At 71.0% G+C, this 14240-nt stretch carries 13 protein-coding genes; 8 read left to right on the top strand and 5 right to left on the bottom strand.

Going from position 1 to position 14240, the window contains the following annotated elements:
- The first annotated feature begins 157 nt into the window (after nt 1–157).
- Nucleotides 158–595: a subtilase-type protease inhibitor gene (locus tag AB0903_RS06670; protein WP_366699651.1), complete on the top strand. Its 438-nt coding sequence runs from the start codon at nt 158–160 to the stop codon at nt 593–595.
- A gap of 71 nt (nt 596–666) precedes the next feature.
- Here the strand turns inward: AB0903_RS06670 and AB0903_RS06665 are convergent, their stop codons facing one another.
- Both AB0903_RS06665 and AB0903_RS06660 read right to left on the bottom strand, forming a co-directional pair.
- Entirely contained in the window at nt 667–1452 is a 786-nt protein-coding gene (locus AB0903_RS06665; RefSeq protein WP_366699649.1) for a hypothetical protein, read from the bottom strand.
- Nucleotides 1452–2714, bottom strand: a complete 1263-nt coding sequence (locus AB0903_RS06660) for a VWA domain-containing protein (protein WP_366699647.1) — start codon at nt 2712–2714, stop codon at nt 1452–1454. The genes AB0903_RS06665 and AB0903_RS06660 overlap by 1 nt, the downstream gene beginning before the upstream one ends.
- Nucleotides 2715–4010: 1296 nt before the next feature.
- Here AB0903_RS06660 and AB0903_RS06655 point away from each other — a divergent pair.
- From AB0903_RS06655 to AB0903_RS06635, 5 genes are all read left to right on the top strand, one after another.
- A complete protein-coding gene (locus AB0903_RS06655) occupies nt 4011–4625 on the top strand; it encodes a hypothetical protein (RefSeq protein ID WP_366699890.1) in 615 nt (204 codons plus the stop codon).
- Nucleotides 4626–4638: 13 nt separating this feature from the next.
- On the top strand, nt 4639–4812 hold the full coding sequence (locus AB0903_RS06650) for a hypothetical protein (protein ID WP_366699645.1): 174 nt from the start codon (nt 4639–4641) through the stop codon (nt 4810–4812).
- 104 nt (nt 4813–4916) lie between these two features.
- Complete coding sequence (locus AB0903_RS06645) at nt 4917–5312, top strand: BlaI/MecI/CopY family transcriptional regulator (protein ID WP_366699643.1); 396 nt, start codon at nt 4917–4919, stop codon at nt 5310–5312.
- Nucleotides 5313–5321: 9 nt separating this feature from the next.
- On the top strand, nt 5322–5849 hold the full coding sequence (locus AB0903_RS06640) for an amino-acid N-acetyltransferase (RefSeq protein WP_366699641.1): 528 nt from the start codon (nt 5322–5324) through the stop codon (nt 5847–5849).
- Nucleotides 5850–5995: 146 nt separating this feature from the next.
- Nucleotides 5996–6334 carry an Lsr2 family protein gene (locus tag AB0903_RS06635; protein WP_366699639.1) on the top strand — a complete coding sequence of 113 codons (339 nt, stop codon included), beginning with the start codon at nt 5996–5998 and terminating at the stop codon, nt 6332–6334.
- On the opposite strand, the gene AB0903_RS06630 is transcribed toward AB0903_RS06635, so the two are convergent.
- Nucleotides 6313–6876: an SCO3374 family protein gene (locus AB0903_RS06630; RefSeq protein ID WP_366699637.1), complete on the bottom strand. Its 564-nt coding sequence runs from the start codon at nt 6874–6876 to the stop codon at nt 6313–6315. The two genes, AB0903_RS06635 and AB0903_RS06630, sit on opposite strands and share 22 nt — an antisense overlap.
- Before the next feature lie 431 nt (nt 6877–7307).
- On the opposite strand from AB0903_RS06630, the gene AB0903_RS06625 reads away from it, so the two are divergent.
- Nucleotides 7308–9833 carry an ATP-dependent Clp protease ATP-binding subunit gene (locus tag AB0903_RS06625; RefSeq protein WP_366699635.1) on the top strand — a complete coding sequence of 842 codons (2526 nt, stop codon included), beginning with the start codon at nt 7308–7310 and terminating at the stop codon, nt 9831–9833.
- A 94-nt stretch (nt 9834–9927) separates the two neighbouring features.
- On the opposite strand, the gene dacB is transcribed toward AB0903_RS06625, so the two are convergent.
- Nucleotides 9928–11529 carry a D-alanyl-D-alanine carboxypeptidase/D-alanyl-D-alanine-endopeptidase gene (gene dacB, locus AB0903_RS06620; protein WP_366699633.1) on the bottom strand — a complete coding sequence of 534 codons (1602 nt, stop codon included), beginning with the start codon at nt 11527–11529 and terminating at the stop codon, nt 9928–9930.
- A 564-nt stretch (nt 11530–12093) separates the two neighbouring features.
- Between dacB and AB0903_RS06615 the strand changes: the two genes are divergently transcribed.
- Nucleotides 12094–12768 carry a M23 family metallopeptidase gene (locus tag AB0903_RS06615; protein ID WP_366699631.1) on the top strand — a complete coding sequence of 225 codons (675 nt, stop codon included), beginning with the start codon at nt 12094–12096 and terminating at the stop codon, nt 12766–12768.
- A 100-nt stretch (nt 12769–12868) separates the two neighbouring features.
- On the opposite strand, the gene cseC is transcribed toward AB0903_RS06615, so the two are convergent.
- Nucleotides 12869–14230 carry a two-component system sensor histidine kinase CseC gene (cseC, locus tag AB0903_RS06610; RefSeq protein WP_366699629.1) on the bottom strand — a complete coding sequence of 454 codons (1362 nt, stop codon included), beginning with the start codon at nt 14228–14230 and terminating at the stop codon, nt 12869–12871.
- Nucleotides 14231–14240 lie beyond the last annotated feature (10 nt).

Here is a 14240-nt window from a genome sequence, read left to right as displayed (position 1 = left end):
TACTGAACCGCTGGTCAGCCCCCGCAAGCCGGTCACGGCCTGCCAACCGGGTGTCACGACACGTGACCGAAACCGCACGTAGCAACGAGCGTTCTTCACCGCTGTGCGTAAGACTCCCGTCCGATTTCCGAAACAACGACCCAGGGGAGTGTTCGAAATGCGGTACATCGCCAGAGGACTCGCACTCGCGGCCACCACCACGCTGGCCCTCGTCGCGGCACCCGCCGTCGGCAGCGCGGGCGCCGCGCAGAACGGCACGGAGAGCCTCTACGCGCCATCGTCCCTCGTGCTGACCGTCACGGCAGGGGACGACGCGGCAACCGGTACGGTCCTGCGCGCGGTGACCCTCGACTGTGCGCCCACCGCCACGGGGACCCACCCCGACCCGGCGACGGCGTGTGCCGAACTGCGCGCCGCCGACGGCCGCTTCGAGGCCGTCACCACGCGGGACTCCGGTGCCATGTGCACCAAGCAGTGGGAGCCGGTGACCGTGACCGCGGACGGCGTGTGGAACGGCAAGCGCGTCAGCTACTCCCACACCTTCGGCAACGCGTGCGTGCAGAGCAGCACCAGCGGCACGGTGTTCGCCTTCTGAGACGTGCCGGCGGGCGGCCGCGGAAGAACCCGCGGCCGCCCGGCGGGCGCTCAGGCGCCGGCCACCTGCGCTCAGACGCCCGGCGTCATGCGCGAGAGGCGCCCGGCGCCCCTGGCCAGGACATAGCCGGCCACACCGGCGAGGGCGGCAAGCAGCCCTCCGGCGCCGGTCCACACCCAGCGGTCGGACCACCGGCCCGAGGACCACTCCAGAGCCGCCTCCTCCTCGTTGCGCCGCTCGTCGGCGGACACACCGGGCACCAGCGGCTCGGCGAGCGCACCGTCGACCGCGTACCCCCCGCCGGCGTCCTTCGACACCGCCTCGACCTCGGCCGCCACGGGCAGCCCCAGATCCTCCTCAGGGAGAGCGGTCACCGTCAGACGCACGTAGTAACTGCCGGGCAGCGGGTCGTTCGACCACGGCTCGGCGAGCGAACGCACGGCCCGCAACGTGCACGACAGCTCCACGGAGCCGGCGTCGGCCCCCACCGTCCGGGCCTGCATGCCGTACATGCAGGGCTGGCGGCGGCGGAGCCCGTCGTAGACGTCGACCCGCCATGTCGAAGCGCCGTGCCGCTGCGCCGAGTCGGGCAGCGTGACACGGGCCCGCACGGTGGGCCGCTGCTCGGCGTCTGCCGGGAACACCCAGTACAGGTAGTCACCGCTGGACGCATTCGCCGTGGCCTTCTGGTCCTGCTCGATCGGGGTGGCCGTACGGAAGGTGGTGCCGGCCTCCGTGGGTGCGCGGTCGCCACCGCTCGGGCTCGGCGACGGATCGTCCGCCAGGGCGGCACCCACCGGGCCGAGCAGTGCGGCGGCGCTCAGGGCCGCGGCCGTCAGTACGCGTACGACACGCATCAGTTGGTCCTCCAGACGGCGACACGCCAGCGCGAAACCCAGCCCCAGAGCAGCCCGGCCACGAAACCGGTGAGGACCAGGAGGCCCAGCAGCCACCAGCCGCGGCCGAGGCCGAACGAGGCCACGTCAGAGGCCGCGTTCGGCGCGTCGACCACGTCGACGGTGAGCTCCACGGGCATACCCGGCTCGGTCTTGACGGCCGGTGGCGCGGAGAACGAGTTGCTCACCTGCAGGCACACCGTCTCCGCCGCGGGCTCGTCCCCGCTCTCCTCCGGTTTCGGGTAGCGCAGACCGGTCGATACGAGATCGGTGCGGCCGTCGCCGGCCTCCGAGCCCCGGACGATCTCCCGGCCGTGGACCGTGACGGCACGCAGCAGCACTCCGTAGTCCTTGTTCACCGCGCGGTCCGCGCCGACGCTCACCGAGGCGCGCAGCTCCTGCCCGGGCAGCACGTCCACCCGGTACCAGCGGTGCTCGCCGAACTTCTCCCGGTCCGTGTAGAGGCCGGGCTCCAACCGCGGCGCGTCGGCGCACTGCCCGGCGCCCCGCGTGGCCACGGGCGTCACCACCGGGTCCGCGGCGCGCTCCACCAACTGGCTGACCCGGTCGGACAGTTCGTCCGTGTGCTGAACGGAGGTGTACGTACCGCCGGTCGCCTCCGCGATGCAGCGCAGCTGCGCCCGTGTCTTGGCATCGGGCACCAGGCCCAGCGTGTCGATGACGAGATGGATGCCCTTCGCCGCGATCTCCCGCGCGACCTCGCACGGGTCGAGCGGTGCGCAGGTGTCCTCGCCGTCGGTGATGAGCACGATCCTGCGGGTCGCGTCACCGCCCTCCAGATCCTCCGCCGCGCCCAGCAGCGCCGGGCCGATCGGCGTCCAGCCGGTGGGCGCCAGCGTGGCGACGGCCGTCTTCGCCTCCGTGCGGTCCAGAGGCCCCACCGGGTAGAGCTGCCGGGTGTCCTTGCAGCCGCGCTTGCGGTCCTCGCCGGGATAGTCGGCGCCGAGGGTCCGGATGCCGAGCCGCACCTCCTCCGGTACGGCATCCAGTACCTCGTTGAACGCCTGCTTCGCGGCTGCCATCCGGCTCTTGCCGTCGATGTCACGCGTCCGCATCGAGCCGCTGACATCGAGCACGAGCTCGACCTTGGGGGCTTCCTTCGTCACCGGTTCATCGGCCACGGCCGGGGCCGGGGCGAGCCCGGCGATCAGCACGGCGAGCGCGGCGAGGGCGCCGGCCGCCGACCATCTTCTTATGATCATCGGCGGATCGTATGGGCGATCCCCCACTGATCCAAACCGAGCCGACCGAACGCCCCTCTCCCCGACCCCGGTTACGCCTCCGGGCGAGTGCCGGCCCGGCGCGCTCGACGTCCGGGCGGGGCGGTACCGGGCGCAGCCCGGTGGGTCCGGGCTACGTCCCCGGGTGCGGCCGGGTCCCTCCGGCCGGGTCACGTGACCGGACTTGGCCCGGTCCTGTCCGGGTGGCGTCCGGGCGCCGCGCGTCCGGGCGGGGCCCGGTGGGCCGGGTCACGTGGCCGGGTGTGGCCCGGTCCTGTGCGGGTGGCGTCCGGGCGCCGCGCGTCCGGGCGGGGCCCGGTGGGCCGGGTCACGTGGCCAGGTGTGGCCCGGTCCTGTGCGGGTGGCGTCCGGGTGCCGCTCCGGTGGTCGTGTCCGGGACTGCTTTCCTCACCGCGCTTCGCGCGAGTTGCGACGCTTTACGTCCCGGACACGACCCCCTGCGCGTCCCCCTCCCCCGACGCGGCGGTTTCGCCTCCGCCCGTGGACAGGTGCGGGCAGGGAGCAGCACCCTGCCCGAAACCGGGCTCCGCCCCAGCACGCACGCCAGGACCTACCCCCACCGGGCCGGCCTCTCGCTCCCGCCGGTGGGCAGATGCGGATGAGGAACAGCGCCCGTTCCCGAAACCGGGGCGCGCACGCCGGGGTCGGTCACCCCTCAACCGTGGGCTGTGAACCGGTGTCGGGGTCCTGGCCCGGAAGGAGGAGGCGGCGACGCCCCGGAGGTAGGGGCGGCCCGCTGCCCGGGCGCGCACCGGCCCCCCTTGGCGGCACAGTGCCACCGGCCGACGGCGAGGACCACCGGGCGTGACAGGCCGAGACGGCGGGAGGGGGGCGGGGTCGCAGGAGGGGGGTGTCCGGAAGTAAAGCGTCGCAACTCGCGCGCAGCGCGGTGAGGAAAGCCATTCCGGACACCCCCCTCCGGAGACCCCGCCCCCCGCCACCCACCACCGACACAGCCACCACAGCCACCACAGCCCCGGCCCGGGCGCAGCACACCCACCAGACCAGCCCCCGACCGCAGCGACGCCCGGGGGCCCCGGCCTCCGCACCCACCACCGACGGCGAAGCCGCCCCCGGGGGCCCGGCCGGGCCCGGTACGGCGGAGCTGCCGCCAGGGCCGACCGGGCCGCGACCGACCCGCCACGGCGCGCTACGCGCGCCAAACGTGCCACGCCCAGGTTTGTGGCGTTAAGCCGATTTTGTCCCATTAGAGCGTATCGTCGGGACATGCCCACGCCATACGGAACCCGTGGCGGCATGGCGTTCGGTGCGGACGAGCTGCGTGTGCTCCGACGCGCCCTTGCCGTCGCCCTTCACCCCGTCCCCCTGGCCGACGACGACGTCCGGGAGTGTTTGCGCCTGGCCGACTCCGTGGACGAGGCGGTTCGCGAGGCAGGTCGGCTGCGGGCGTTCCTCCTCGCCGAGCTCGCCCGCTACCGCGACGCCCTGCCCGGGACGGCCGCCGGCTACCTGGAGCGCCTCCAGGACGCCCTGGCCGCCGGCTACGACCCCCGACCGGACGATCTGACGGCTCTGCGCACCCTGCGCGGCAACCCGGCCGCCGCGGCGGTGCTGCGCCGCTGCCAGGCGCTGGCGGAGCAGTCGGTGCGGAACCGGCTCGCGGGGCGGGCCGTGCCCGTCCCGGCGCCGGCGCGGCCGTCCGTACCCGCCGCCGCGGCCGCGCCGGCACCCCGCCGCGCCCGCCTTCTCGCGCTGCCGGGCGGCCGTGCCGCGGACGCGCCGAAGCCCGAGCCCCGGCCGCAGCCGCAACCGGAGCCGAAACCGGACGAGCGCCCGGTGCCGAAGCCTTCGGAAGTGTTCCCGCCACGCCGTAAGCCCGTGCCCCCGCCGGAGCAGTGGGCCGTCTGCTAGATATCCTGGACGCATGGACTACGTTTCCGCGCTTGTGCCCCCCGTGGTGATGGCCGTCTTCTTCGTCGGTCTGGTCGTGACGATAGTCAAGAGCCAGGGCGGTCCGAACAAGGCCAAGGAGGACGCCGCCGTGGACGCGGCACTGGCCCGTGCGGAGTCCGGCCCGCAGGCCGGGCGCGACAGCTGACCGCCGTCCCCGACGGCGCAGGACGTACGGCGGAATCCCCGCCGTACGTCCTTTTTGTTACGTCAATAGTCGTTTGATCACCGATCTCCCACTATGGTGGCGGTGTGCCCCGCCAATTGGGAGAGCTCGAAGACGCCGTCATGACACGGATCTGGCAATGGAACCGGCCCGTGTCGGTCAGGGAAGTCCTGGAAGACCTGCAGCAGGAACGGTCCATCGCGTACACCACCGTCATGACGGTAATGGACAATCTCCATCAGAAGGGCTGGGTCCGCAGGGAAGTCGAGGGCCGGGCCTATCGATATACGGCGGTGTCCACCCGCGCCGCGTACTCGGCCGCACTGATGAACGAGGCATGGTCCAAGAGCGACAACCCCGCGGCGGCGCTTGTCGCCTTCTTCGGGATGATGTCCCCCGAGCAGCGCGAGGCGTTGCAAGCCGCCGTGCGCCTGGTTCAGGGCAGCGGGCCCGGCGAGGAGCCGGGGACCGCGGAGCGATAGCGTCGGGCCATGCCTTATGCCGCAGCAAATGCCTTCAGCGTCCGGCAGGCGAGGACGGCTGATGTGCCGGACGTGCGCCGGCTCGTGGACCCGTACGTCGGCGAAGGCATCCTGCTCGACAAAGCCACGGTGACGCTTTACGAAGCCATCCAGGAGTTCTGGGTCGCCGAGCGCGACGAGGACGGCCTGGTGGTCGGGTGCGGTGCTCTCCACGTCATGTGGGAGGACCTCGCGGAAGTACGCACTCTCGCCGTGGACCCCGCGTTCAAGGGGCACGGCATCGGCCGCCGGGTTCTCGAGAAGCTCGTGGCCACCGCCCGCAGGCTCGGTGTACGACGGGTTTTCTGCCTCACCTTCGAAGTCGACTTCTTCTCCCGGCACGGCTTCGTCGAGATCGGAGAGACTCAGACGCCCGTGGACACCGATGTCTACGCGGAGCTCCTGCGTTCCTATGACGAGGGTGTCGCCGAGTTCCTGGGCCTCGAACGAGTGAAGCCGAACACCTTGGGCAACAGTCGGATGCTGCTGCACCTGTGATCGTCGCAAGCGCCGCCTGATCCCTATGTCCGAATCGCGCACGTTTCCCGCGTTCTCGCGGTTCTGAACCTCTGCCAAGGGTTTGTGTTTTCCAAGGAAAAGCGGTTTCCTTTCCGCGTACTACATTTTCGATGAAAGGAAATCCGGTGGCACAGAAGGTTCAGGTCCTTCTTGTCGACGACCTCGACGGCGGCGAGGCGGACGAGACGGTGACGTTCGCTCTGGACGGCAAGACCTATGAGATCGACCTCACCACCGCCAATGCGGACAAGCTCCGGGGTCTGCTCGAGCCTTACGCGAAGAGCGGTCGCCGCACCGGTGGCCGGGCCGCGACCGGCCGGGGCAAGGGCCGTGCGGCGGCGGGCGGCGGCAACAAGGACACCGCGGAAATCCGCGCGTGGGCGAAGGCGAACGGCTTTGAGGTGAACGACCGGGGCCGTGTCCCTGCCACGGTTCGTGAGGCTTACGAGAAGGCCAACGGCTGAGCTCGCGTCTTTCGCGTATTCGTGCGTGCCGTACGGATCAGCCGGGCGCGGTGGCACTCCGTGGCGGCCGTGTCCACCAGCCGTACGAGATCGGGGGCACTCCCACTGCCCCCGAGTCCGGCGAGGGCCGGCAGTCGCAGGCGCCCCGCCGCAGGGGGCCGCAGCCACACAGCGGCTCCCTGGGGGGTGCGGCACCCGGGTGGCGGCGGGGCGGGGATGACTCCGCCCGCGCCGAGGGCGGTCAGGTCGAGATCCACTCCGCCCCATTCCAGCCAGTCGAGCAGCCCGGGCAGCTCCTCCGCGCTTCCCGCGGCCACCAGCAGGTGCACGGTCGCCCCGGAGAGGGCCACGGGCCCGGTACGGGCCCCTCGGCGCAGCACGGCCGCGCCGGCGTCCGCCGGCAGCTCCAGCACGTCGAACCGCGTCCCGGTCGCCAGCCGCACGGGACTGCCGTCCGTCGCGTCCCAACCGAGCTCGCTGCGGTACCACTGCGCGTCGCCGCCCTCAAGGGGCGTGCGGGGTGAGGGCACGGTGAAGGGCATGCCACGGGAACTCCCGATCCGGCTTTCGAGTTACGCGTCGTGTGAACCGTGTCGCGGTGCGTCACGAAACCAGAAGCGTGTGAACGGGTTGAACGGCGCAAAGTTGTTCGCCCGTAGCTGAGGGACGGGGGGCGCGCCGCATGGACTGTCCGTGCCGGCGGGTAAGACATCCCTAGTGGGGAGGGGCGACACGCTCGCAGGGCAGTCTCACGTTCGCCATCGGCGTAGTGGCGGTGGGGGTAACTGCCTGGCCTGCGGGAACATCGTCTCGCACCATCGGGTTGGAGCAGTTGTCGGCGTTCAGGGGTCAGGAGGCCACAGACGGGTGTCGGCAGTTGGAATGAGCGGTCCCCGCTTGCGGGACTAAGCTGCGGAAGGACAGGGAGGGGACCGACCCCTTACTGCCTGACCGCTCTGAGGAGCGATTAACGATGTTCGAGAGGTTCACCGACCGCGCGCGGCGGGTTGTCGTCCTGGCTCAGGAAGAAGCCCGGATGCTCAACCACAACTACATCGGCACCGAGCACATCCTCCTGGGCCTTATCCACGAGGGTGAGGGTGTCGCCGCTAAGGCCCTGGAGAGCCTCGGGATTTCGCTCGAGGCGGTCCGCCAGCAGGTGGAGGAGATCATCGGCCAGGGCCAGCAGGCCCCGTCCGGTCACATCCCCTTCACGCCCCGTGCCAAGAAGGTCCTGGAGCTGTCGCTCCGCGAGGCTCTTCAGCTGGGCCACAACTACATCGGCACCGAGCACATCCTGCTCGGCCTGATCCGCGAGGGCGAGGGCGTCGCCGCCCAGGTCCTCGTGAAGCTGGGCGCCGATCTCAACCGGGTGCGGCAGCAGGTCATCCAGCTGCTCTCCGGATACCAGGGAAAGGAGGCCGCCACGGCGGGCGGCCCGGCCGAGGGCACTCCCTCGACCTCCCTCGTCCTCGACCAGTTCGGCCGGAACCTCACCCAGGCCGCTCGTGAGTCCAAGCTCGACCCGGTCATCGGGCGCGAGAAGGAGATCGAGCGGGTCATGCAGGTGCTGTCCCGCCGCACGAAGAACAACCCGGTCCTCATCGGCGAGCCCGGCGTCGGTAAGACGGCGGTCGTCGAAGGACTGGCGCAGGCCATCGTCAAGGGCGAGGTGCCCGAGACCCTCAAGGACAAGCACCTCTACACCCTCGACCTCGGCGCGCTGGTCGCCGGCTCCCGCTACCGCGGTGACTTCGAGGAGCGCCTGAAGAAGGTCCTCAAGGAGATCCGCACCCGCGGCGACATCATCCTGTTCATCGACGAGCTCCACACCCTGGTGGGTGCGGGCGCCGCCGAGGGCGCGATCGACGCCGCGAGCATCCTCAAGCCGATGCTGGCGCGAGGCGAGCTGCAGACCATCGGCGCCACCACGCTCGACGAGTACCGCAAGCACCTGGAGAAGGACGCCGCGCTCGAGCGCCGCTTCCAGCCCATCCAGGTCGCGGAGCCGTCGCTGCCGCACACCATCGAGATCCTCAAGGGCCTGCGCGACCGTTACGAGGCCCACCACAGGGTCTCGATCACGGACGAGGCGCTGGTCCAGGCCGCCACCCTGGCCGACCGGTACATCTCGGACCGCTTCCTGCCGGACAAGGCGATCGACCTGATCGACGAGGCCGGTTCCCGGATGCGCATCCGCCGGATGACCGCGCCGCCGGACCTGCGCGAGTTCGACGAGAAGATCGCCGGTGTCCGCCGTGACAAGGAGTCCGCGATCGACTCCCAGGACTTCGAGAAGGCAGCGTCCCTCCGCGACAAGGAGAAGCAGCTGCTGGCGGCGAAGGCCAAGCGGGAGAAGGAGTGGAAGGCCGGCGACATGGACGTCGTGGCCGAGGTCGACGGCGAGCTGATCGCCGAGGTCCTCGCGACCGCCACCGGCATCCCCGTCTTCAAGCTGACCGAGGAGGAGTCCTCGCGTCTGCTGCGGATGGAGGACGAGCTCCACAAGCGCGTCATCGGGCAGAAGGACGCCATCAAGGCCCTTTCGCAGGCCATCCGCCGTACGCGGGCCGGCCTGAAGGACCCGAAGCGCCCCGGTGGATCGTTCATCTTCGCGGGCCCGTCCGGTGTCGGTAAGACCGAGCTCTCCAAGACGCTCGCCGAATTCCTCTTCGGCGACGAGGACGCGCTGATCTCCCTCGACATGTCGGAGTTCAGCGAGAAGCACACGGTTTCCCGTCTCTTCGGTTCGCCCCCCGGATACGTGGGCTACGAAGAGGGCGGCCAGCTCACCGAGAAGGTGCGCCGCAAGCCGTTCTCCGTCGTCCTCTTCGACGAGGTCGAGAAGGCCCACCCCGATATCTTCAATTCCCTTCTGCAGATCCTGGAGGACGGTCGTCTGACCGACTCCCAGGGCCGCGTCGTGGACTTCAAGAACACGGTCATCATCATGACGACCAACCTCGGGACCCGGGACATCTCGAAGGGCTTCAACCTGGGCTTCGCCGCCCAGGGCGACGTGAAGTCGAACTACGAGCGGATGAAGGTCAAGGTCAACGAAGAGCTCAAGCAGCACTTCCGCCCCGAGTTCCTGAACCGCGTCGACGACACGGTCGTCTTCCACCAGCTCACCGAGGAAGACATCATCCAGATCGTCGACCTCATGATCGCCAAGGTGGACGAGCGCCTCAAGGACCGTGACATGGGCATCGAGCTCAGCCCCACGGCCAAGTCGCTGCTCGCCAAGAGGGGCTACGACCCGGTCCTGGGCGCCCGGCCGCTGCGCCGGACGATCCAGCGCGAGATCGAGGACATCCTGTCGGAGAAGATTCTCTTCGGCGAGCTGCGCCCCGGTCACATCGTGGTCGTGGACACCGAGGGCGAGGGTGAGGAGAAGAAGTTCACCTTCCGCGGCGAGGAGAAGTCGGCTCTGCCGGACGTCCCGCCGATCGAGCAGGCGGCAGGCGGCAGCGGACCGAACCTCTCGAAGGACGCGTGACGCACCGCCCGGGCCGACCGGGCGCGTAAGCAGCAAGGGGCCGGCCCCGGACCGTACACACGGTCCGGGGCCGGCCCCTTCGGCTGCCCGGGTTTCAGCAGGAATTCGGTTTCCGCCAGGAGCATTCGAGCCCGCTCGCGGGCGGCTCGGCGCCGCGGGTGAGGCGGGGCGGCACGGCCGTGATCGTGGCGGTGGCGGTGTCGGAGGAGGCCAGGGTCGTGACGACGGCGTCCTCGATGCTCTTCACCGAGGAGGCGAGGTAGTTGTTGAGGACGACGCTGTAGACGAGCTCGCGGCCGCCGGCGTCGGTGACGTAACCGGAAAGGGCCGACGCGCCCGTGAGGGAGCCGGTCTTGCCCACGGCGTTCAGCGCGGCCGGGGTGCCGCACATACGGGAGCGGAGCGTGCCGCCGACGGCGCGGTCGCGGGCGCAGGCGACCGGGAGCGAGGCGTACCAGTCGGCGAACCAGGGCGCGTCACGGACCGAGAGGAGCAGGGCCGCCAACTCCTCGGCGGGAAACAGGTTCATCCGGGACAGGCCGGAGCCGTCGGCCTGCCGGATCGCGGACGTGGTGACGCCCTCCTCCTCCAGCCGTGCGCCGATCGCCGCGAGGCCCGCGTCCCAGGTGCCCCGGCCGGAGACCTTGTGGCCCATGGTCTTGGTGAGGGCCTCGGCGTGCATGTTGTTCGAGAGCTTCATGAAGGGGTGCATCAGCTCCTTGAGCGGCATGGAGCGGTGCGAGGCGAGCGTGCGCGCGCCGGGCGGCGTCGGGCGGCCCAGGCGGGGGCTGCCGGTGATCCGTACACCGTGGTCGGCCAGCGCGTCGGCGAACACGGCGGCCGCGTAGCCCGTCGGCTCCCAGACCGCGATCCACTCCTTGGCCGTGTTCGCGCCGACGGGCACGGCGCCGCTGACCGTGATCGTGTTGCCGCCGTGCTCACGTGAGACGGACAGGGTGTCCGGCCGGTCCTGGGCGGCCGTGGTGGCGGTGACGTCGAGGCGTACGTAGTCGGTGGGCGGGGTCAGCTTCACCCGGGGGCGGGCACCGGGGTGGGGCCCCGGAGTCACCTCCACGACGACGGTGCCGGCGTCGTAGTCGGTGTCGGGAGCCAGGGTGAGTGCCGAGATCTGCGCGGAGTAGTAGGCGGACTCGTCGTCGGCCGCCCAGGAGCGTCCCAGGCGCTGGTCGTCGAAGCGTGTGTCGTCGGCCACGAGGCGTCCGGTGACGCGGTCGACGCCTGACGCGGCGACGTCGGCGGCGAGCCGCTGGTAGTCCGCCGCGAGCACGGTGGGGTCGCCGCTACCGCGCAGATACAGGTTTCCGACGACGGTGGAGCCGAGGCGGCGGCCGGTGGTCAGCACATCGGTGGTGTAGCGGTGGTCGGGGCCGAGGACGGCCATGGCGGCGGCAGAGGTGGCGAGCTTGGTGTTGGAGGCGGGCATCAGCCGGTCGCCGGCGTCGCGCTGGTAGACGCGTTCACCGGTGGCCGCGTCGGCGATCACGACGCTCACCGCCCCGCCGTCCATCCGGGAGTCGGCGAGGATCGTGTCGAGGGGGCCCTTGAGGCCGGTGCCGGAAGGCCCTGCCCCGGCGGGCGAGCTCCAGGTGAGGGTGCAGACGAGCCCGACGGCGAGGGGCCATGACCATGCGCGGTGCAGCGCGCGGCGGCGTACACGAACCAGGGGTCTACTCATGCCGAGGAGGATCCCGGAAGCGGCGCCTCGCCGAAAGGACGCACGGCGGGCCTTTCGGGCGGTGTCGGGCGGCCTTTCATGTGGCCCCGGTCACCGTAAAACCCCTTTTCACGAGGGTGGTCGGCGCTTTCCGGACGGCCGGTGCACGTGGCCTGAGTCACGATTCCGGGGGCTCTCGAGGGGCCGCTCCGTGACAAGGCGCACAGGCGATTTGGGGCCTACTAGGCGGATTAGTGACTGGAATATCCGTTTTGTCCTACGGGAGTGAGGTGCCGGGCCCTCGGTCTTCGCTCTTCTCGGGATCCGGCCGGGGCGGGGAGGCGTCTCTCCCGTCCTGTCACGGCTCGGAAGTGCGGTTAAACCATCCCGGGCAGGGCATGAGGGGGCCCTTCTTCGAGCGGTTGGCAGGGGTGGGGGGAGGGGTCAAGAGTCCTGTTTCCGCCACCTTCGCTACGACCTGATGTCGTAGATGGGCGGTTTGAGGCGACTTGGGGTCACGGGTTACCAATGTGGAGCCAGCCCGGCGAGCGTGCCGGGTCCTTTCATGCCCGGAGGTTCTCCCGTATGTCGAAGCGCACCATGATCCACCAGCTCCGCCCGTCCGTGCTCCGTACCCGTGGTGCCGTCGTGGCCGCCGGAATGGGTGCCGTGATGGTCGTCGGAGCCGGTGCGGGTGTCGCCTCCGCCGACGCGGGCAAGGCGGCCAAGCCCGCCGCCGTGAACGCCGCTGCCGCCGTCGCCGCCCAGGCCGACGCGCAGGCGAGCGCCGCGAAGGCGAAGGCCGTCAAGGCGGCCGCGAAGAAGCCCGCCAAGAAGGCCCCGGCCTGGGTCAAGCCGGTCAACAAGTACACGCTGACCGCGAGCTTCGCGCAGGGCGGCGCCATGTGGTCCGCCAAGCACTCCGGCCAGGACTTCGCCGTGCCGATCGGCACCCCGGTCAAGGCCGTCGGCGCCGGCACCGTGGTCAAGGCCGGTCCCAACGGTGGCGGCGACGGCCCCGCGTACGGCAACGCCGTCGTGGTCAAGCACAACAACGGCAAGTACTCGCAGTACGCCCACCTGTCGAAGATCAACGTCAAGATCGGTTCGAAGGTGAAGGCCGGCCAGACCATCGCGAAGTCCGGCAACACCGGGAACTCGTCCGGCCCGCACCTCCACTTCGAGATCCGCACGACCCCGAACTACGGCTCGGCGCTGAACCCGATGGCGTTCCTGCGCTCCGCCGGCGTCAACCTCTGACGCACGCCCGGGTCACTCCCTCCGGCTTGAGGCCCCGCCCCTGGGCGGGGCCTCAAGCCGTTTCGCCCGCCCGCGGCCGGGGTGTCCTGACGTGCGGCCCTCAGCCCTTGCCGCCAGAGCGCTTCGGCCCCTGCGCCTTCCGGTCCGCCCGCGGCTGCAGCACCGGGAAGCTCCCGGTGTTCGTCGGCGCGTGCTCCGGCAACCAGAGCACCGCGACGGCCCCGCCGGAGACTCCCGGCGGCGTGACGCCCCCCGGCGCGGCGTTGCGGAACGTCAACCGCGCCCCGAGCACCCTGGCCTGGCCCGCCGCGATCGTCAGCCCCAGGCCGTGGCCCGCGGCGGCACGGTCGCTCGCACCCGTACGGAACCGGCTCGGCCCCTCCCGCAGCAGCGCCTCCGGGAACCCGGGGCCGTGGTCGCGCACCCGCACCACACGGCCCTCCACGGTGACCTCGATCGGGCCCTTGCCGTACTTGGCCGCGTTGGTGAGCAGATTGCCGAGGATGCGCTCCAGCCGCCGCGGGTCGGTGCTGACCCACGAGCCGTGCACCACCCGGACCTCCGCGTCGGGGTGGAAGAGGGCCACTCGGCGCGCGACGAATTCACCCAGCTGGATCTCCTGGAGTTCCGCCCGCTCGGAGGCGCTGTCCAGTCTGGCCACCTCCAGTACGTCCTCCACCAGCGTCCGCATCGCCTGTGCCCGATCCCGCACCAGCTCGGTGGGCCGGCCCGGCGGCAGCAGCTCGGCCGCCGTGAGCAGGCCCGTGACGGGCGTGCGCAGTTCGTGCGCGATGTCCGCGGTGACCCGCCGCTCGGCCTCGATGCGCTCGTTCAGCGCGTCGGTGAGCGCGTCGACGGCCCGGGCCAGGTCGTCGGTCTCGTCACGGACCACACCGCCGATCGCCTCCCGCACCCGCACCTCGTGATTGCCCTCCGCGACGTTGCCCGCCGCCGCGGCGGCCTTGCGCAGCCGGCGGGAGAGCTGCCCGCCGATCAGGACACCGAGGGCGGAACCGCCCAGGACGACCGAGACGGAGCCGATGATCAGAGCCCGGTCCAGGTCCTGCATGATCACGGCGCTGCGCCCGGCGAACGCGGTGTGCAGAGAGAGGACGTCGCCGCTTGCCAGGGGCACGGCCGCCCAGATCTCCGGCGTTCCGTCGCGGCCCTCCTCGACGTACGAGCCGCGTCGCTTCTCCCGCATCAGACGCTTCAGCGCGGCGGGCAGCGCCGGGTCGTTGATCTTGCTGTTGAAGCGCGGGTCCTTGTTCTTCGACGTCTCGTACCAGCGCTGGGCGAGCAGCACCCGGTCCATCTGCACATCGCGGGCGTTGTCGAGCATGGAGACCCGGGCCGCGTTGTGCACCACCAGGCTGAGTGCCATGGCGATCAGCGCGCCGACCGCCGCGATCGCGATGCTGATCTTCCACCGGACACCGGTGCGCAGGGCAAGACGTCTCATACCGTCGGCC

The organism is Streptomyces sp. NPDC048389, assembly GCF_040706335.1.
Taxonomy (GTDB): Bacteria; Actinomycetota; Actinomycetes; order Streptomycetales; family Streptomycetaceae; genus Streptomyces.
Note: the sequence above shows the minus strand (reverse complement) of the source record. Positions and strands in the feature narration are given on the sequence as shown.